The 18,956-nt window shown below is 39.2% G+C and carries 13 protein-coding genes and 1 tRNA gene; 9 read left to right on the top strand and 5 right to left on the bottom strand.

From position 1 onward, the window contains the following. Positions 1 to 123: 123 nt before the first annotated feature. Complete coding sequence (locus HZA77_04015; GenBank protein MBI5374576.1) at positions 124 to 591, bottom strand: hypothetical protein; 468 nt, start codon at positions 589 to 591, stop codon at positions 124 to 126. A gap of 180 nt (positions 592 to 771) precedes the next feature. Between HZA77_04015 and HZA77_04010 the strand changes: the two genes are divergently transcribed. Further along, positions 772 to 844 (top strand) — tRNA-Thr (locus HZA77_04010). A gap of 135 nt (positions 845 to 979) precedes the next feature. Here the strand turns inward: HZA77_04010 and HZA77_04005 are convergent. Further along, positions 980 to 1,135, bottom strand: coding sequence for a hypothetical protein (locus HZA77_04005; GenBank protein ID MBI5374575.1), 156 nt, complete (start codon positions 1,133 to 1,135; stop codon positions 980 to 982). A gap of 14 nt (positions 1,136 to 1,149) precedes the next feature. Further along, positions 1,150 to 4,500: a thrombospondin type 3 repeat-containing protein gene (locus HZA77_04000; protein MBI5374574.1), complete on the bottom strand. Its 3,351-nt coding sequence runs from the start codon at positions 4,498 to 4,500 to the stop codon at positions 1,150 to 1,152. 402 nt (positions 4,501 to 4,902) lie between these two features. On the opposite strand from HZA77_04000, the gene pckA reads away from it, so the two are divergent. Continuing rightward, on the top strand, positions 4,903 to 6,501 hold the full coding sequence (pckA, locus tag HZA77_03995; GenBank protein MBI5374573.1) for a phosphoenolpyruvate carboxykinase (ATP): 1,599 nt from the start codon (positions 4,903 to 4,905) through the stop codon (positions 6,499 to 6,501). 239 nt (positions 6,502 to 6,740) lie between these two features. Beyond that, on the top strand, positions 6,741 to 8,072 hold the full coding sequence (locus HZA77_03990) for an MBL fold metallo-hydrolase (protein MBI5374572.1): 1,332 nt from the start codon (positions 6,741 to 6,743) through the stop codon (positions 8,070 to 8,072). Positions 8,073 to 8,242: 170 nt separating this feature from the next. On the opposite strand, the gene HZA77_03985 is transcribed toward HZA77_03990, so the two are convergent. Then, the gene (locus HZA77_03985) at positions 8,243 to 9,811 is read right to left on the bottom strand and encodes a dehydrogenase (GenBank protein ID MBI5374571.1); all 1,569 of its coding nucleotides are present in this window, start codon (positions 9,809 to 9,811) and stop codon (positions 8,243 to 8,245) included. A gap of 283 nt (positions 9,812 to 10,094) precedes the next feature. Between HZA77_03985 and HZA77_03980 the strand changes: the two genes are divergently transcribed. From HZA77_03980 to HZA77_03955, 6 genes are all read left to right on the top strand, one after another. After that, positions 10,095 to 10,940 carry a hypothetical protein gene (locus tag HZA77_03980; protein ID MBI5374570.1) on the top strand — a complete coding sequence of 282 codons (846 nt, stop codon included), beginning with the start codon at positions 10,095 to 10,097 and terminating at the stop codon, positions 10,938 to 10,940. 190 nt (positions 10,941 to 11,130) lie between these two features. After that, on the top strand, positions 11,131 to 12,150 hold the full coding sequence (locus HZA77_03975) for an SUMF1/EgtB/PvdO family nonheme iron enzyme (protein ID MBI5374569.1): 1,020 nt from the start codon (positions 11,131 to 11,133) through the stop codon (positions 12,148 to 12,150). Positions 12,151 to 12,421: 271 nt separating this feature from the next. Beyond that, positions 12,422 to 13,216, top strand: coding sequence for a PEP-CTERM sorting domain-containing protein (locus HZA77_03970; protein MBI5374568.1), 795 nt, complete (start codon positions 12,422 to 12,424; stop codon positions 13,214 to 13,216). A 284-nt stretch (positions 13,217 to 13,500) separates the two neighbouring features. Beyond that, entirely contained in the window at positions 13,501 to 15,363 is a 1,863-nt protein-coding gene (locus HZA77_03965) for a hypothetical protein (GenBank protein MBI5374567.1), read from the top strand. 113 nt (positions 15,364 to 15,476) lie between these two features. Further along, positions 15,477 to 16,346 carry a formylglycine-generating enzyme family protein gene (locus HZA77_03960; GenBank protein MBI5374566.1) on the top strand — a complete coding sequence of 290 codons (870 nt, stop codon included), beginning with the start codon at positions 15,477 to 15,479 and terminating at the stop codon, positions 16,344 to 16,346. A gap of 114 nt (positions 16,347 to 16,460) precedes the next feature. After that, positions 16,461 to 18,158, top strand: a complete 1,698-nt coding sequence (locus HZA77_03955; protein ID MBI5374565.1) for a cobalamin B12-binding domain-containing protein — start codon at positions 16,461 to 16,463, stop codon at positions 18,156 to 18,158. A 25-nt stretch (positions 18,159 to 18,183) separates the two neighbouring features. On the opposite strand, the gene HZA77_03950 is transcribed toward HZA77_03955, so the two are convergent. Next, complete coding sequence (locus HZA77_03950; protein MBI5374564.1) at positions 18,184 to 18,834, bottom strand: DUF1847 domain-containing protein; 651 nt, start codon at positions 18,832 to 18,834, stop codon at positions 18,184 to 18,186. Positions 18,835 to 18,956 lie beyond the last annotated feature (122 nt).

The following is an 18,956-nucleotide window of genomic DNA, read 5'->3' as shown; positions in this document are numbered from 1 at the left end:
CCCTGGTAGGGTATATAGATTCTTTTAAAAAAATGTCAAATATTTTTTTCGATGGTGTTACATTCTCAGGGGAGATTAAATAAGTGTAGTCCGGGTTAATACGCTCGTATAGCGAATTATTATTTACTGGCTTAAGGCTTTGTTAAGCTCTTCTAATTTTTCTTCAGTGAATTTACCTTCAGTCCTCCACAGGACACTCCCCTTTCGGTCAACAAGCATGACGTAAATTGTTTCCTCATCTGGAATTTCAAGTGAGGAGCGGAAGTCCATTTTGTCCAGATATAATGTTATGGTGCTTTCACGGGCTTTTAGATCTTGGATTTCTGTCCGTATTCCACCGTTTATGAATTTGCGGTAAACCACATTGACCTTGCATATGGTTGGCAATTCATAATAGCAGAGCTTCGGATGGGAGTTTGCCAATGTTTTTGCTTCGTTAACCCATCTGTCAACAATATCCTGCTGTTCACGGACAAAAGCTATGAATAGCAAATTGATTTCACCTTCAAAATCGCCGGGTAGGTTGAATTGTCTTCCTTCAAGGTTAGATGCTGTCAATTGAGGAAAAACCCCATTTGATTGTTCATTCATCACTGCCCCCCAAAACTAAAATTTAAAAAATTCTTGGCACACCTAATAATATTGTTGTTATGGTTAATAATATAAAATGAATTAATCCATTAATATTTTCATAAGGATTTTTTATTTGACTGATAAGAATTTCATGAGGTTGACAGTGCAATAAAGTGGTGTTAGAAGAACGCTTAACAGGCCGGCGTAGCTCAGTTGGTAGAGCAGCTGATTCGTAATCAGCAGGTCAGCGGTTCAATTCCGCTCGCCGGCTTTCAATAAATCAAAAAGTTAGGCTGCATGTAGTTTTTACCTGAGCCTATTTTTGTGTAGTAAATGTGAAGTTCATAAATCCTACAGCGAGCGCTGCTTCGGAAAAAACGGGCGCTGTCCCTATTTTATTTACCCCTCAGCTCCCCGGATTAAAGCACTGGGGGATTATGCATATTGACTGATTAGGGCCTGCCCCGGTATCACTCTTGCACACGCCGAGGACCGCTTCTTCCGGAACAAGTTTCACTTGCTTGATAGTTGGTTTTCTGTAAGCTTTTTTTGGATTATTCATAATTGACTCCCTGTTTAATTTTTCTTTGTCTTGGATTTCTTTGCAGCAACATCAACCTTCACCGCATCATGCTGAGTAGCTCCTGTGTTGCTGTCTATATCCTCAAGCTTATACCAATATGTCTTGCCTGCCTCAATGTTATTGTCTTTGAATTGATAGCTTGCCCCTTTTATCGCAGTGCCTTTGGCCTTGATGAGCTTCTGGTTTATCTTCTTATATTGGCCATCTTCTGATTCGCTGCGGAGGATGTTGAATCCAATGTTGTCAATTTCAGTTCCGGTTTTCCATTTGAGCGCAACTTTCCTGCCGGTTTGTTTTACTTCAAAGGAGGAAAGAGTGATTAGTGTCGGGATAGGGTCACAGGCATCACCTTGTCCATTATTGTTGTAATCTGCCTGATCTGGATTTGAAACATTAGGGCAGTTGTCAATAGGACAAGTGTTTACAAATCCTGGATTGCCGTATCCATCTCCATCTGTATCTATACAGGTATCACAGGCATCACCTATGCCATCATTGTCTATATCTGACTGATCCGAATTTGAAACAGAAGGACAGTTGTCTGAGGCATTTAATATTCCATCATCATCTATGTCAGCATCGCAGATATCACCTATACCATCATTGTCCGTATCTGCCTGATCTGGATTTGAAATATCAGGACAGTTATCCGCAGGACAAGTGTTTGCTGAAAATCCAGGATTGCCGTAACCATCTCCGTCTATATCTGTACAGGTATCGCAGATATCACCTGTACCATCATTGTCAGCATCTGCCTGATCCGGGTTTGAAACAGAAGGACAGTTGTCGGAGGCATCTGGTATTCCATCGCCATCATTGTCAGAATCGCAGGCATCACCGATTCCATCATGATCAGAATCTGCCTGAGTGGGGTTATAAGTATTTGGGCAGTTGTCAGAGCCATTTAATATTCCATCGTTATCATTATCAGTATCACAGGCATCACCGATTCCATCATTATCAGAATCAACCTGAGTAGGGTTATATGTATTTAGGCAGTTGTCAGAGCCATTTAATATTCCATCGCCATCTATGTCCATATCGCAGGCATCACCTATGCCGTCACCGTCTGTATCTGTCTGGTCAGGATTATAGGTGTTAGGACAGTTGTCAACTAGATAACTAATCCCGTCTCCATCAGGGTCATCGGAGCTTAAATTATTATCAAGCTTTGAAACAAAGACATCTCCAAAAGAACTACCCGCCCAATTACCTCCATTATTGGATGTATCATAAGCCCCTGCTGTTGTGGGATAATTGGATGAAGCGGTCCACCCTGTGGCAAAGATATTGCCTAAGGAGTCTCTTGCTATGGAAGTGCCTCCATCAACATCACTTCCTCCAATAAAGGTTGAGGCTGAAAGAGTAGTTAATGAACTGTTAAGCTTTGAGACAAAGACATCAGTATTGCCATTATGGGAGCTATCATAAGGAGTCCCTGCTGTGGGAAAATTGGATGAATCAGTGGAACCTGCGACATAAATATTGCCTGAGGAGTCTCTTGCTATGGAATCGCCCATTGAATCAGAACCACTTCCTCCAATAAAGGTTGAAGCTGAAAGAGTATTTAATGAACTGTTAAGCTTTGAGACAAAGACATCAGTATTGCCATTATAGGAGCTATCATAAGGGCTCCCTGCTGTGGGGAAGTTGGATGAGCCAGTCTCCCCTGCCACATAAACATTGCCCGTAGAGGAGTCTATGGCTATGGCTCTGCCAATATCATAGCCGCTTCCTCCAATAAAAGTTGAGGCTGGAAGAGTAGATAATATATTATTTAGTTTTGAGACAAAGACATCAGTATTGCCATTATGGGAGCTATCATAAGGAGTCCCTGTTGTGGGAAAGTTGGATGAGTAAGTCTCCCCTGTGACATAAATATTGCCTGAGGAGTCTCTTGCTATGGAATTGCCGGTATCATTACCGCTTCCTCCAATAAAGGTTGAAGCTGAAAGAGTAGTTAATGAATTATTTAGCTTTGAGACAAAGACATCAGAACCACCATTTAGTGAACTATCATAAAGATATGGAGCCCCCGCTGTGGGAAAATTGGATGAACTGGTCTCCCCTGTGACAAAGATATTGCTTGTGGAGTCTATAACTATGGAATTGCCGAATTCATTACTGCTTCCTCCAATAAATGTTGAGGCAGAAAGAGTAGTTAATGAATTATTTAGCTTTGAGACAAAGACATCTAGTCCACTATTAAAGGAGCTATCATAAGGAGTCCCTGTTGTGGGAAAGTTGGATGACATAGTGTATCCTGTGACAAAGACATTGCCTGAGGAGTCTATGGCTATGGAATTGCTCTCTTCATCACTGCTTCCTCCAATAAATGTTGAGGCAAGAAGTGTGGTTAATGAATTATTTAGCTTTGAGACAAAGACATCCCCGACACCATAAACAATATGAGAACCATTAAAGGAGCTATCATAAGAAGTCCCTGTTGTGGGAAAGTTGGATGAAGCAGTCCGTCCTGTGATATAGACATTGCCTGAGTAGTCTATGGCTATGGCATTGCCTCCATCAGCATCACTTCCTCCAATAAAGGTTGAGGCAAGAAGAGGGTCAATGATGAGCGGATAGTTTGGGTTGTATGAGGCAACATGGAAACCATAGGAGAGTGACGAATCAATTATAAACTCAGTCTTAACCTCAAATCTTTTTCCATCTATCTCTTGATATGCAAAGGGTTTTGTGAATGCGACATTACCAAGTTCTGTTTCAACTTCAAGCTCGCCCTTATCATTTATTTTTAATCCATTAGAGCCCTCTATATTGAGCTTTATATCCTCAACTTTGCCATTCCCATTAATAACAAAGAGCTTCTCAATATTATTCCCATAAGCTTTAAGTTTAAGCTCTATATTATTATAAATCTCACCGAGGTTCACCTCGTTGAATGTTGATATGCCGGTTTGCCATTTGCTTTTGTCATTGCCTGTAAAATAGTTGACCTTAGTTTGAGAGCTATCCATTCCAACTGGTGATATTGATTTTCCACCAACAAGGTTCTCACTGAGGACTGTTACTTTCCTGTTAGCAAGTTTAGAGGCTACTCCGTGATTTCTGCTGAGGCTATAAACAATCTCGCCATTCTTTTTGACATAGACAGTTCCTGCAAAGGTGTTTGCATAATACTTTACCTCATCCGGCAACTGCCCTCTGTTCTCAATGAAGGGAATCTGAAGCTTTGCCATCTTTGCAGTAATTGCCTTCTTGTCAGGATTAGTTGGGGTATTAAGCGATTGCTGTGGTTTCTGAATTGAGCATGAAACTAATGGAATTAGCAATAGAGCTAATAAGATTGTTGATAGTCTGGTAACGTAGTTCTTGGACAGCATATTTTCCCCTTATACTGAAAAATGTTGATAAACAAAAAGTTAAGTAAAACAACGCAAGCAATATACATACCACTTTGCCAATATATTGCTTATCTTATTGATATATTGAGTTATTTAAATGATTTTATTTTATTGCAGTAACCTTAATATGATAAAAGTGTCTAAATTATCCAACACATTTTATCTGTGTTTAAACTAACTCATTGAAATATTGAGACATGCTATGTCTGAAAAACCGACACAGCTTTAGAGTGCAATGTTCTTGAAGATATAGTGAGTGGAGGGGCACAAGAATTTTAAAGTTTTTACAATATCCTTCCCACCCGCTTTTCGAAATGTTGCGCTTCATTGTTGAACTAGTGTAATCTCAAATTAGATTTTATATAAATAAAGGAGGGGATTATGAATGAAAATAATAAACCAAAAATCGGATTGGATGCTCAGGGTTTAACGAACCTTTGCAATATTTATTGGAATCTTAATACCCCGATGCTTTACGAGGAGGTTATTCGCCGCCGCGAAGGCTACCTTGCCCATTTGGGTCCTATTGTAGTTAGAACCGGTTCTCACACAGGGCGCAGCCCCAATGACAAATTCATTGTCAGAGAACCTTCAAGCCAGGACAAGGTTTGGTGGGGGAAAGCTAACCAATCATTTGATGCGGTCAGATTTGAAGGTATCCTGCATCGTCTGCAAGCCTATATGCAGGGAAGGGATGTCTTTGTCCAGGATTGCCATGCTGGCGCTGACAAAGATTTTCGTATGCCAATCCGCGTTATTACTGAAACAGCCTGGCATTCTCTTTTTGCACGCAATATGTTTCGTCAGCTTCACGACCCAGGCGAACGGAGAGAACATATCCCGCAATTTACAGTCCTAGATATGCCGCATTTTAAGGCTATTCCCGAAGTGGATGGAACTAACAGCGAAGCCTTTATCATTGTTAATTTTGCTAAAAAATTTGTCCTGATCGGCGGCACCAGTTATGCAGGGGAAATCAAAAAATCCATTTTCACAGTCATGAACTACCTTCTCCCCCAGCACCGTGTCCTGACAATGCATTGCAGTGCCAATGTTGGTCCTGCAGATGATGTTGCCATCTTTTTTGGTCTTTCAGGAACCGGGAAAACTACGCTTTCTGCTGATCCTAAACGCTCTCTTATAGGCGACGATGAACACGGCTGGTCTGATAACGGAGTCTTCAATTTCGAAGGCGGTTGCTACGCCAAAGTCATTCGTCTCTCAGCAAAGTCAGAACCTGAAATTTACGAAACAACCCGCCGTTTTGGCACTGTGCTTGAGAATGTTGCCATTGATATAAACTCCAGAAAAATTGATTTGGACGATGACAGTCTCACTGAAAATACCCGTGCTGCCTACCCTGTAACTCATATTCCAAATATTATTCGAGAGGGAACAGGAGGACACCCGGAAAACATTATTATGCTCACAGCCGATGCCTTCGGAGTTATGCCCCCTATTTCCCGTCTCACTCCCGAACAGGCAAGATACCACTTCATTTCCGGTTATACCGCTAAAATTGCCGGTACTGAAGCAGGAATGGGGACAGAGCCCAAAGCCACTTTCAGCGCGTGCTTTGGTGCGCCCTTTATGGCTTTGCCTCCCACTGTTTATAGTGAACTGTTAGGTGAGAAGATTAATAAGCACAAGGTAAAGGTCTGGCTGGTCAATACAGGTTGGACAGGAGGACCCTACGGTGTTGGCTCACGGATGCAAATTGCCTATACCCGCGCCATGATAAACGCTGCCCTTGAAGGGAAACTTGATGATGTCCCATACTCCTGTGAGCCCGTCTTCGGTCTGCAAGTCCCTGCGGAGTGCCCGGAAGTTCCAAAAGAGATTTTGAATTCCCGCAATACATGGAAAGAGAAATCCGACTACGATGCCAAGGCACAAGAGTTAGCCAAACTCTTCAAAGATAATTTCAAACAATATGAAACCGGAACTGGGAAAGAGATAGTGTTGGCAGGTCCGAAATAAAGGTAATCTGGCGAGTAGGAAGCCGGCCCGGTGGTGAATACTATTTTTTCTTATGGCATTATCAATTGGGAAAAGAATACAGCCTTCCCATGAATGGAATAGATTGATTATTTAATCCGCTCGCCGGCTTTTTTGTTTTTGTTAATGGTGGGAAACCTGATAATTCAAGACAAGACTCCTGCTATTTGTTGAAATTATGTTTTTTTTAAATAAATTGAGAGAAGAAGGGAGAAAGGGTTATGGAAAATTTTAAACAATTTAAGCATGGAAGTTGCTTTTCATATTTGATCATTTCTAAAGAAAGAAAAGCTCTTTTAATTGATCCACATTTTGGACTTGTTGACACCTATCTCGATTATCTTAAAAAGAACAATATATCGCTTTCGAATATCATCGATACACATACTCACGCTGACCATCTCTCTGCTGCAGCAATATTAAAAAAGAGATTCAATATTCCTGTTCTCATGCATGAAAAATCAGTATCAGATGTTGCAACTGAACGTCTAAAGGACGGCTCAGAGATTAGATTTGATGATGTGATAGTTAAGGTATTATATACTCCCGGGCATACAGATGAAATAATCTGTCTTCTTTATGAGAAAAAACTCATGACCGCTGACACTTTGCTTATAAACAGTATTGGCAGAACGGATTTTCAGAACGGCGACCCGGGATTAGCTTTTGACAGCCTTAAAAGACTTGCTTCGTTTTCTGAAGAAACAGAGATTTACCCTGGACATGATTATAAGGGAAACTTTAAATCCACAATCGGTTTTGAAAAACAAAATAATTCTTTCCTGAATTATGCTGACCGCAACAAGTTTACAGCAGATATGCGTGCCATGAATATTCCAAAGCCTGCAAACATGGATTACATTGTTAAAGCCAATCAGGATGGCACAGCCGGCCCTTTAAAAAAAATCACTTCCAAAGATTTGACAGACAGAATAAAAGGCAAAGAGAAGATTACCATACTCGATGTACGCAGTGACTCGGAGCTTGGCGAGGTGAAAACTGCGAACGCAGTACACATTCCCCTGAATGAATTACCTTCACGCATTTCAGAATTAAAAAATATTGATGGTGAAATAACCACGCTTTGCAAGACAGGAAACCGTGCCACAATAGCAGCACAAGCCCTTTTACAGGCAGGCTTCAGCAATGTCTCTCTCATAGAGGGGGGAATCACTGCACTTGAAAAGTCAGGCTATCCACTAATCAAAAGCAAGGTAAAATGGTCAGTTGAAAGACAGGTCCGTTTTGTTGCAGGGACTCTGGTTTTTATTTTTTCTTTGTTAGCCTTGTTCGTCAACCAATGGTTGGCCCTTGGAAGCCTTTTTGTCGGCGGCGGACTTATCTTTGCAGGCATTACAAACAAATGCGGTATGGCAGCACTTTTATTAAAACTCCCATACAACAGGTTTGACATATCTCCCCAGACAGATGGAGGTACCTGTGCAATGGAAATTCCATCCTCGGGAGGTACATGCGCAATAGATAAAGCTCCTGAGGCAGGGACATGTGCTGTTGACTCAAAAGCTGGTTTGCCTGACCGAATTGTTAAATGAAATTATTTGCTTCCTTTTTTAGCTTTTTTGGCAAGCCGTTTTTCTTTCAATGTTTTTACAGGTTTCTTTTTTACATCTTTTCTTGCATTTTGACCTTTAGCCATGATTTTCCTCCTTTAAGTTAAATATGAAATTTAAGTTTAATACCAAATAACGTAGATGTCTTCATTTTATTTTAGACTGCACTCCACAGCCTTTATTGCATCGGCGGCCGAACTCGTTATACCGCCTGCATAGCCTGAACCTTCGCCTATGGGATACAGGTTTTTAATATTTACCGACTCATATTTTTCATTGCGAATAATTCTTACAGGAGAGGAAGTTCTTGTTTCTGCGCCTAACAATATCGCATGATCTGAAACAAACAATGGATAATCCTCTTTCCATTTATTGAACGCGGACAAAAGCATCCTGTAAACAAATGGTGGAAAAATCTCATACATATTAACAGATGTGGTTCCCATCTTGTAAGAATTTTCGTTTAAGTCAATTGAGACACTCCCGGATAAAAAATCCACCAGATTCTGCGCAGGGACATTCCATCTTCCACCACCGCCATCAAAGGCCTTTCGCTCTATCTTCTTTTGGAACTCAATGCCGGCCAATGGATCAGGTGATCCATAATCATCCGTATGGCAGGTTACGACGATCGCTGAATTTGAGAATGCTGATGACCTGCCCGAATAGCTCATGCCGTTTACAACCAGCAGGCCTTCTTCAGATGAAGCATTTATTACCTCACCTCCGGGGCACATGCAGAAGGTATAGACTCCCCTTCTTATTTTTCGATCAGTATAGGTGAGAGAATAATTGGCAGCCCCTATGCCTGGGAAGTCCTTATATTTATCTCCATATCTAATAAGATTAATTGTTTTGGCAGGATGCTCTATTCTCACACCGACAAAGATCGATTTTTGCTCAACAGCAATACCTTTATTGCGGATCATCTCAAATGTATCACGCGCAGAATTTCCCGGCGCAAGATAGATAATTGAAGAACGATATTCTATATTCCCATTTATTATTACTCCTGCGGCCTTGCCGTCTGATATAAGCACATCCGTCATTTTTGAACTGTAATGTATCTCTCCTCCTCTTTCGAGGATATAGCCCCTTATATTTTTGACTATACTGCACAACACGTCCGTTCCCAGATGGGGTTTGCTGATGTACCCTATTTCATGAGGTGCACCAAATGTAATGAAAGTATCCAGCACTCTCTCTGCATATTGCGAATTATTTATCCTGGAAAACAGCTTTCCGTCGGAGTATGAACCGGCACCGCCTTCACCAAATTGGATATTTGATTCAGTGTCCAGCGTTCTTGCCTGAATAAATCTTTGGATATCAATGGAACGTTCTTCTATCTTTTTGCCTCTTTCAAATATTATAGGCTTGATCCCATGATCAATAAGCTCAAGGGCAGCGAACATGCCGGCAGGACCGAAACCTATAATGAGAGGTCTCTCCTTGATGTTTTTTGATTTTTTGTCTTCCTTTGGTTTTTCAGTGTATACAGGGAAGTTTTCCGTGTTGTCGAAGTTGCCGGCTATACTTACAACTATTGTGATTTCGTAGTAGAATTGTTCTTTGCTGCTCACATCAAGTGACTTGCTCAGTATTTTGGTCAATTGAATATTATCATTGCTGATGTTCAGCTTTTGCGAAGCGGCTTTTACATATTCATCCACCCTGTCTTTTTCAACGGGTATTCGCAAATTGCTTATTATTAAATCCAAGAGTCGTCTCCGTCTTTATTTAACTGCCCATTACATAATTATTGCATTAAACGATAGCTGTAATATACAGCTGGCCGCTGTTTGAGATAAGCCGCAAATAAATAGCAGACACTAAAATCTTTAAAAAAGATATCGCGAATTGAGGAGTAAAAGAACTTTATATTTTTTTCAAATTCTTCTGCAACAAAATTTGTTGCATTGATTTAAATGTTAAGTTTAAAATATAAATAATAAACACCGATAGATATTGACAACAGACTACCCTTTTACAAAGGATCAAATAATGAATTACAGGAAAAATAAAATAATATTCACCATTTGTACATTCTTTCTAATTGCCCTTTTTTCCATGGCATCTTTCAGTGCGCTAAAAACTGGCAGAACTAATCATTCAAATGCCAAGCGAGTTAGTAGCAATAATTCCGGTTCTGAATCTGATTCAGTAAAAAGTTTTGTTTCTGAAAAAAAGATGATGAACCTTCCTACATCGTATTCTCTTACTGATTACACCCCAGAATGCACATATGAGCTTTCGAAGGCAGCGACTTACTCTTTCCCCTATAGCGGAGGCAAAGGCAACAATACAATTATAACTGATCCTACTTGTGAATGGATGGTTACAAGTACAGTGGATTGGATAACAATTAAATCCGGAAGCAGTGGCATCGGAGAAGGAAAATTTGTTTTTAAAGTTATGCCGAATGTTAGCGTGGAATCGCGCGAAGGCAACATAACCGCGATGACCAATACTATTACTGTCAGCCAGGATGGCACTGATTATGATGCGGAAGCTACAAAGGTTAACCTTCCAAGCAAAATAAAACGAGGGGAAAAAATAAAGGTAAGCGCTACCGTCAGTAATGTTGGCGAAGGAATAATCAGCAATTCAAATATTAAGTACTATGTTTCAAAAAACAAGAATAAGTCAGTTGAGGGAGATACTGAAATTGGTACAAAAAATGTTAATGACATAAATGAAGAGGATCAATCCATTATTTCATTTAAATGGAAGGTAAAAAGTAAAGCCGGTAAGTATTATATAAAGGCGTTCTGTGACAATGAAAATACAGTTACAGAAATCAATGAAGATAATAATATAGCTGTATCAAAGAAAATAACCGTAAAATAAATTCCTGTTACTACCAGTTGAAAACCGAATCTATATAAAACCGGCGGGGGAATCCCGCCGGATGATAGAGGGCAGCTACCATCTGCGTCATTTCAACAGCTATATCTTAAGATATTTACTACAAAAAATTTTTTCATTTACATTTTTTCTATAATATAGGACTAAATAAGTTAAGTTCAGAGAGGTTCTCATGAAATACTTATTTAGATATCGTTTTACCATCAGCCTTTTAATCTTTACAATCCTTCTGGTACAAAGTGGATGTTCCTTGTTTACTCCAAAAAAAATACCTGAACCTGAAGCGCAACCAACGGTTAAAGAGCAGGAAAAAGTCCCTGAGCCTGAAGTGCAACCAACGGTAAAAGATAAAGTGCAGCCCAAGGTTACAACAAAGTCCACAGATGAAAGGCAACTCCCTTCAGGGATGAAGATGGTTCTCATCAAGGGAGGAACATTTGATATGGGGGATACTTTTGGTAATGGCGGGGAAGATGAGAAACCTGCACATACAATCAAGGTTGATTCATTCTATTTATCAGAGACAGAAGTTACCGTGGGACAGTACAGGGAGTTTGCTAAGGCTACAGGATACAAAACAGAAGCAGAGAAGACCGGAGGAGTGTTATTTTGGGGCGGTTCAGTATGGGAACAAAAAAACGGGACATACTGGGACAATCTCGGATTTTCACAGTCGGAAAGTCATCCTGTTGCTGGAATATCATGGAATGATGCGGTTGCCTATGTTGATTGGCTGACAAAGAAAACCGGGAAAAAATACCGGCTGCCTACAGAGGCTGAATGGGAATATGCAGCAAGAGAAGGCGGAAAGAAGATAAAATATTCGTGGGGTAATAGTGAACCTGATGGTACTAATTGCAACTATGCTGATTCGAATACTGATTTTGACTGGAGCGACAAGAAGCATAATGACAGGTATAAAATAACAGCTCCTGTTAAATCGTACAAGCCAAACAGTCTTGGTCTCTATGAAATGAGCGGTAATTTATGGGAGTGGTGTTCTGATTGGTATGGCAGACAATATTATAAAAACAGCACTAAAGACAACCCGAAGGGGCCGCTATCCGGGAAATCGCGAGTACTTCGAGGGGGGTCATGGTTCAATAAGCCGGAGTTAATCCGTTGTATATACCGAGGCATGCACAGGCCTGGCATAGGATACAGCAACATAGGATTCCGCGTTGCCAGATAAAAATTCCACTTTAGTTCACTATTTTTAAACATCTTTATTTTAACGAAAAACATCTGTTGAAAATAATTATCATTCAACCACTGTCACATCTGACAACTTGTCGGAGAATCGAACACTTTGTTAAAAATTAAATAGACTTATAAATGTCGTTAAAAAATTAACGCAACTTGTATAAGTATAAATATCAGTAAGATAATTACATTGGTATGTTATGGTATATAAATTGCATATTCTACAATGCGAAATATATGCACGAGAGGAGGTGAGAAAGATGGTAGATAGAAAACCTCTTGCAGTAGTAGTTTTACTCGTTGCGTTATCAACGTTTCTATTAATATTCCCCCAATATCTACAAGCCAATCCAAGTGATTCTTTCGTTTCACTTAAAACACAAAGCGATTGGCAAAATGCACTAGCTGACGGCAGGATTGCATCTGTAACAACTTACTATGATGCACTTGGTGCTCATTATGGTGTTATAGGTGAAGATTTTATTCAGGTACCGCCAGAACTTTTAGCGGCTGGAAGTGAATCCGGTTTGGGAGATGGTCTCTTAATGTATTGGGGAAATAGTGAGAGCGAGCTTTCACAGGTAGCTACATGGCAGTACACTTTCCCAGAAGATCCAAATCTGATCGGGTCTCTCATTTCAACAACAGTTATTGCTCCGGCTGGGGTTCAAAGTGTTTCGTTAACCATAAACGATGGCTTAGGCGGCTGGATTTCCTGGGATTGGAATGTGGGAGGCGCCGGACCGGTTACTCCTGGCGTACCCTACAATGTTGTAATCAACCCGGCAGTTTTTGCTCCGCAGTCGGGTTCAACTTCTTTTGCCTTTGCAGGTTTTAACCCGGCAATTGCTGTATCTCTGCAGGCAGATGAACTGGCAGTAGGATTTAATAATTGGAATAATTTTCCGCCTGTTCCAATTATTGGAGGAATTAAACCCTGGAACTATTGGACTAGTCTTACAGTTGCTCCGCCTGTTCCGGAGCCTTCAACAATGATGCTTTTGGGTGCTGGACTATTGGGGCTTTTAGCAATTGGAAGGAGGAAAATAAAATAATATTTCTAAGAACAATGTTAATTCAGATTAGCATCGGTTCATTAGTCCATGTTTTATGTATGAAAGATAATAGACTTTTAACCGATGCTTTTTATTTGTTAAACTAATCCATAAGCTGTTACAATTTTCTGCTACATAATATGCGTTAAAATGAACTTCCTTAAGAAATGATTATCTCAGCGATACATCTTTATTCTGACTAAAAAAATTATACCTTTTTAAAGTTGGTAAAAAGGTGTTAAATCTAATAAAATAAACGTTAAAAAGAATATAAAAAGTTTGTTATGAAACGACTAATATTTTTTATTGCTCTCATTTCAATATTTACTTCAAAAATAAGCTGGTCAGGGATAGAAAAAGAAGAACCTCTGCCTTCACTTTTTCTGCAGAAAAATATAGTTGCTGAATCCGCAGGAAAACTTAACGCACCCTTGATAGATAGAATAAAAATTACTGTGGATTTTTCACTGATCGACCCGTCAAACGCTTTAAAACTAGCAACCATGAGATTATATGCAACACTTCCTGATAAGAAAGTTATATTGAAAAGAAATAAAATTGATGTAAGAGGTAGTGATAATTATACATGGTCTGGCAATGTTGAAGGAAAAGAACTGAGCACTGTGGTTGTTACAGTTGTAAAAGGTAAAATGTGTGGAAATATAAATATTGATGGAATTTACTATTCAATATTGCCGGACAATAATGACTATCTGGTAGTCAGACATGATACAGAAAAGATGATGCCATTTGATGACCATGCTAAGATTCCGGATATAAAAAACGGAAAATTAAAAAATTCAGCATCTGGAAATCAGGATGACGGTTCATTAATTGATGTTCTTATCCTTTATACTTCCCAGATGCAGACCACATATGGCTCAGGGCTTGATGCATTAATCCAGAACTTAGTTGATATTGCAAATACAGCATACACAAACAGCGGTGTAAACACACAACTGCGGCTTGTGCATACCGAACTTTACGATAATCTCAATGTAGATGAAAACATACTAATTAACAATGCATTGTCTTACATAACTAATGATGCTCAGATAGGAGAGTTACGGAACAATTATAAAGCTGATATGGTGTCACTGTTGAGGGTTTTTACCGTCAATGACGATTATTGCGGTCTAGCCTGGCAGATGCAGACAGTTGATAACACCTTTGCAGATAGTGCTTTCTCCGTTGTTGAAGTAGGAAGTTTACCGGATTTGCATTATTGTCAGGATATTACATTAGCACACGAGCTTGGTCACAATATGGGGTGCAATCATGACAGGAACCATGCAAATGGGCAGGGAGCTTATGATTATTCTTATGGTTATGATGTTGCCGAAGTATTTGGAACCATCATGAGTTATGATGGTCCGACAATATCATATTTTTCCACTCCGCTCGTAACCTACGAAAGCTATCCAATAGGAAAAGATGTAAATGAACCGGATTCAGCATACAATGCGCTCACGATAAATAACACAAAAAGCACGGTCGCCAATTTCGTGTATTCAGGGAATGTGTGCAATTATTCTGTTTTATTGCCAAACAGCTCTTTTGATTCTTCTGGAGGTAGCGGAACTATAAGCATAACAACATCTGATGGATGCGACTGGACAGCCCTAAGCGACTCAGATTGGCTTGTAATAACCCCAACTGTGAGCGGCAGCGGCAGCGCAGTAATTAGTTATACAGTCGCAGCAAATTCAGACACGAATCCACGAAGCGCTATTATTACAGTAGAAGGAATTACCAAAAATGTTACACAGACAGGAACTGTTGTAAAGAAACTGCCAGACCTTATAGTTAAATCAGTTAGCTCGACTCCACTTAATATAAAAAAAGGAATGATGATAAGTGTTAAGGCAGCTGTTCAAAATAAAGGTAAAGCGAAGAGTAATGCTTCAAAAATAAATTTCTATTTATCAGTGAATAAGAACGCTTCTGTAGATGGAGACGAAATTCTCGGAGCAAAAAAAATCAATAAATTAAATAAGAATGGAAGCCAGACCGTGACATATAAATGGAATGCAAATAAGGCTCCGGGGAAATACTATTTTAAAGTATTTTGCGATAAAGATTATACGGTGATTGAGTCAAACGAGTCCAACAACATAGGAGTATCAAAGAAGGTTAATATTAAATAATACAAAATAGATTTTTTTAAATAAGGGATTTTTCCATGAAACACTTTTTAAAAAATAACATTTTTTTATTCCTTTTGATTATTAGTATTATGTCAGTACAAGCTGGATGTTCTATGTTCACACAAAAAAATGGAAAAGAAAGTGTATCTCTGCAACCAACTGAGATAATGGAGGACAAAACATTATCTGCAGGGATGAAGATGATATTCATCAAAGGAGGAAAATTTGATATTGGAGATACCTTTGATGAAGGTGATGAAGATGAGAAACCTGTGCATAGAGTCAGCGTTGATGATTTCTATTTATCTGAATCAGAAGTTACAGTGGGTCAGTTCAGGGAGTTTGTGAAAGCCACTGGCTATATGACAGAAGCAGAAAATGGAGAAGGCATGTATGCCTGGAACGGCTCACTATGGATTTCGCAAATAGGGTTATATTGGGACAAACCCGGTTTTTCTCAATCCGATGATTATCCTGTTGTGGGAGTATCCTGGAATGATGCAGTGGCTTTTACTGAATGGCTTTCAAAGAGGAGCGGGTTAAAATATCGATTGCCTTCAGAGGCTGAATGGGAGTTTGCGGCAAGGGAAGGCGGGAAGAAAATTAAGTACTCATGGGGCAATAGCGAGCCTGATGGCTCTAATTGCAACTATGCAGATTCGAATACAAGTTTTACATGGGCAGACAAGAATCATAATGATAGGTACATCAATACTGCTCCGGCCAAGTCTTATCCGCCCAATAGTCTGGGATTATATGATATGAACGGTAATGTGTGGGAGTGGTGTTCAGACTGGTATGATGGCGATTATTATAAGAACGATATCAAAGAAAAACCTAATGGACCATCTTCAGGAAGCGTTAAAGTTCTTCGCGGAGGATCCTGGTCAAGTAGAGCATGGTATCTCCGGTGTTCTTACCGTTACAGATTTGCTCCCGCTTTCAGGCTATACCTAATAGGATTCCGGGTTGCCCGGCAATAAAATTGCTCTGTTGGTTTTTTCTGCTACACCATTTTAATATTCCTTTGGTTATAACTTTGCAGGACAGTTTTTATATTGGATATTTTTTTTGCAAAGTAAGGGAAGGTAAATATATTGGAAATTCTTTTGATTCAACCTCCAGTTGAAGACTTTTATCAGACCTGTCAGCGAACTGAGCCAATCGGTCTTGCATACCTTGCTGCAAGCCTTAAAGAAAATGGTTTTTCTGCGAAGATTCTTGACTGCCAGGCTGGTTCAAAAAAATATGCTATAGAACTGCCATCATCGCTCCAATACCTTAAAGAATTTTACATCCCTGGCAATTTAAGTCCCTTCAAACTATTCGGGCATTTTTATCATTTTGGCCGTTCTTTTGAAGAGATAGAAAATGAAATAAAGAAATGCGGGGCACATATCTTTGGAATTTCAACGATGTTTTCAACCTATCATGGTGAAGCGTTAAAGGTTGCCGGAATAATTAAGAAGGCTGACAAAAAAAATATCGTCATAATGGGGGGAGTTCACGCAAGCTCTATGCCTTTTGAACTGCTCAAAAACCCTTATGTTGATTATGTGATAATAGGTGAAGGTGAAGAAAGTCTTCCTTTGTTGTTGGAGGCTATAAAAAATGAAAAACCATCCAGCATATCTAATATTGACGGTATAGGGTACAAGGTTGATGGGCAAATAAAAATAAATCCCAAGGTAAATTGGATTGATAACCTGGACCTGCTTCCCTTTCCAGACAGGGAAATTTTGCACACAGAATCTTATAAAATCGGGAGAACTCGTTCAACTAAGATTTTTACGAGCAGAGGATGTCCCTTTCCCTGCACTTTTTGCTCTGTAAAAATTGCTATGGGATGCAGTTTAAGGACAAGGTCTCCTCAAAAAATAATAGATGAGATCATGTACTGTAGAAAAGAACTTGGAATAGAGGCTTTTGATTTTGAAGATGATAATTTGGGTTATGACCAGGAAGTTTTTGAAGAGGTGCTTGACCTCATAACAGAGAATGTTGGTGAAAGAAAATTAAGACTATATGCCATGAATGGAATTTTTCCATCTGTCTTGAGCGAGCCAATTCTGAAAAAAATGAAACGTGCAGGATTTGAAAATATAAATCTAACATTTGCAAGCAAGGATGAAACAATAAGAACCAAGCTTGGAAGGATTGATAAGGTAAAAGATTTTTTAAATGCATTAAATCTTGCATACAAATCAAACTTAAAAGTGACTGCATATGTTTTCCTTGGAGTTCCCGGGCAGACTATTAAAGGGATGATTGATGATCTTTTATTTCTTGCAGAGATACCATGTCTTATTGGTGCCAGTATCTTTTATCCGGTAATAGGAACTCCTCTTTTTAATGAATATTCAAAAAAAGGGTTATTTGACTCATCAACCGACTTATTAAGGCTTAGAAGTCCGGCATTCCCAATTGAAACTGAGGAATTTTCGAGAAAAGATATTTTTACGCTCTTTTATCTTGCGAGGTTATTGAATTTCAGTAAGCTTTTAGAAAATACTGATATAAAAAAAATAGTTTCTGCAATTAATCCTGAGGTTAATAGGCCTTATCTTTTCTCTGAAAAAAAATTGAATGAATATGAAGTAGGTGTTTTCTTCTTAAATCTTTTTTTCAAAAAACGGAAAATTTTTGGGATTAGGTTTATCAAGAAATCAGATAAACGTTTTCAATATGAAATTTACCGCGAAAACTGCTCAGAAAAAGTAATTGATGTTTTTATTGCGATGATAAAAGAAAAAAGAACATTATTTCCTTGGATTCTCAATTCTGAAAATTCCTGATAGTCCGTATTTTTATGGTTGGAAATTACTTTCCTTCAAAGAGTTTTCTGTAATAGGTTCCGGCTGTGAGAAAAACTGCCGCCGGATTATGACCTGTTACCCTGTCTTTTACGACTATGTAGGATACAGGAGCTTTTGAATGCATTATGAAGAGGGAATCATGTCCTATGCATAGCCCCATAAGAAAGTTAAAATCGGTCTCGAATTTATTACAGAGTTCTGCCTGAGCAATTGGATTGCAGGTTGCTTCGAATTGTGAAGGCCTGATTTTATCTTTTTCTGCTATTCCCGCTTCTGTCTTGTCGAAGGAACCGGTTTTACAACAGGCACTTAAGACTTCAAAACCGTTCTTTTCAAATAGTCCTGCAAGCAGAGATGTTTCAGTCATAAGTCCAACGCATGAAGCTATCCCAATTTTTCTGGCTCCATATAGTTTTGCAAACTCCAATGACTCTTGCACTCTTGTCCACTTGCAATACCCCTGGCTTTCAACTTTTGCAGCAGCCTGAAAGATCTTTTCCACTTTGGCGTCATTTTTATACTTGGTGAGCGCTGCTTCCATTATTTCAGGTTCCTGACAAGTAGGGCAATCTTGTGGAAAGTTTTTAGTTCCCCTATAACATATTTGATTCAGGCTCTTATTGCTGCAGCTCTCAGTGCATTTTGGAAGAGGCATAATTTTTTTCTTATGAATATTTAATAATAACTTATTGTTGTCATAATAATTTGTCAGCGAAACTCATATCAGAACATTAAAAAAAAGACAGTCTGAAATTTCCAAACTGTCTTTTGAAATTA

This window comes from Candidatus Schekmanbacteria bacterium, assembly GCA_016219965.1.
Taxonomy (GTDB): domain Bacteria; phylum Schekmanbacteria; class GWA2-38-11; order GWA2-38-11; family J061; genus JACRJM01.
The sequence above is the reverse complement of the archived record's forward strand: the minus strand, read 5'-3'. Positions and strand labels throughout refer to the sequence as shown.

Bases quoted from the DNA above. Each gene is read 5' to 3' on its own strand.
- HZA77_03950 (MBI5374564.1), bottom strand. From the start codon at position 18,834: ATGCCTCTTCCAAAATGCACTGAGAGCTGCAGCAATAAGAGCCTGAAT.
- HZA77_04005 (MBI5374575.1), bottom strand. From the start codon at position 1,135: ATGAATAATCCAAAAAAAGCTTACAGAAAACCAACTATCAAGCAAGTG.
- HZA77_03965 (MBI5374567.1), top strand. From the start codon at position 13,501: ATGAAACGACTAATATTTTTTATTGCTCTCATTTCAATATTTACTTCA.
- pckA (MBI5374573.1), top strand. From the start codon at position 4,903: ATGAATGAAAATAATAAACCAAAAATCGGATTGGATGCTCAGGGTTTA.
- HZA77_03990 (MBI5374572.1), top strand. From the start codon at position 6,741: ATGGAAAATTTTAAACAATTTAAGCATGGAAGTTGCTTTTCATATTTG.
- HZA77_03960 (MBI5374566.1), top strand. From the start codon at position 15,477: ATGTTCACACAAAAAAATGGAAAAGAAAGTGTATCTCTGCAACCAACT.
- HZA77_03980 (MBI5374570.1), top strand. From the start codon at position 10,095: ATGAATTACAGGAAAAATAAAATAATATTCACCATTTGTACATTCTTT.
- HZA77_04000 (MBI5374574.1), bottom strand. From the start codon at position 4,500: ATGCTGTCCAAGAACTACGTTACCAGACTATCAACAATCTTATTAGCT.
- HZA77_04015 (MBI5374576.1), bottom strand. From the start codon at position 591: ATGAATGAACAATCAAATGGGGTTTTTCCTCAATTGACAGCATCTAAC.
- HZA77_03970 (MBI5374568.1), top strand. From the start codon at position 12,422: ATGGTAGATAGAAAACCTCTTGCAGTAGTAGTTTTACTCGTTGCGTTA.
- HZA77_03975 (MBI5374569.1), top strand. From the start codon at position 11,131: ATGAAATACTTATTTAGATATCGTTTTACCATCAGCCTTTTAATCTTT.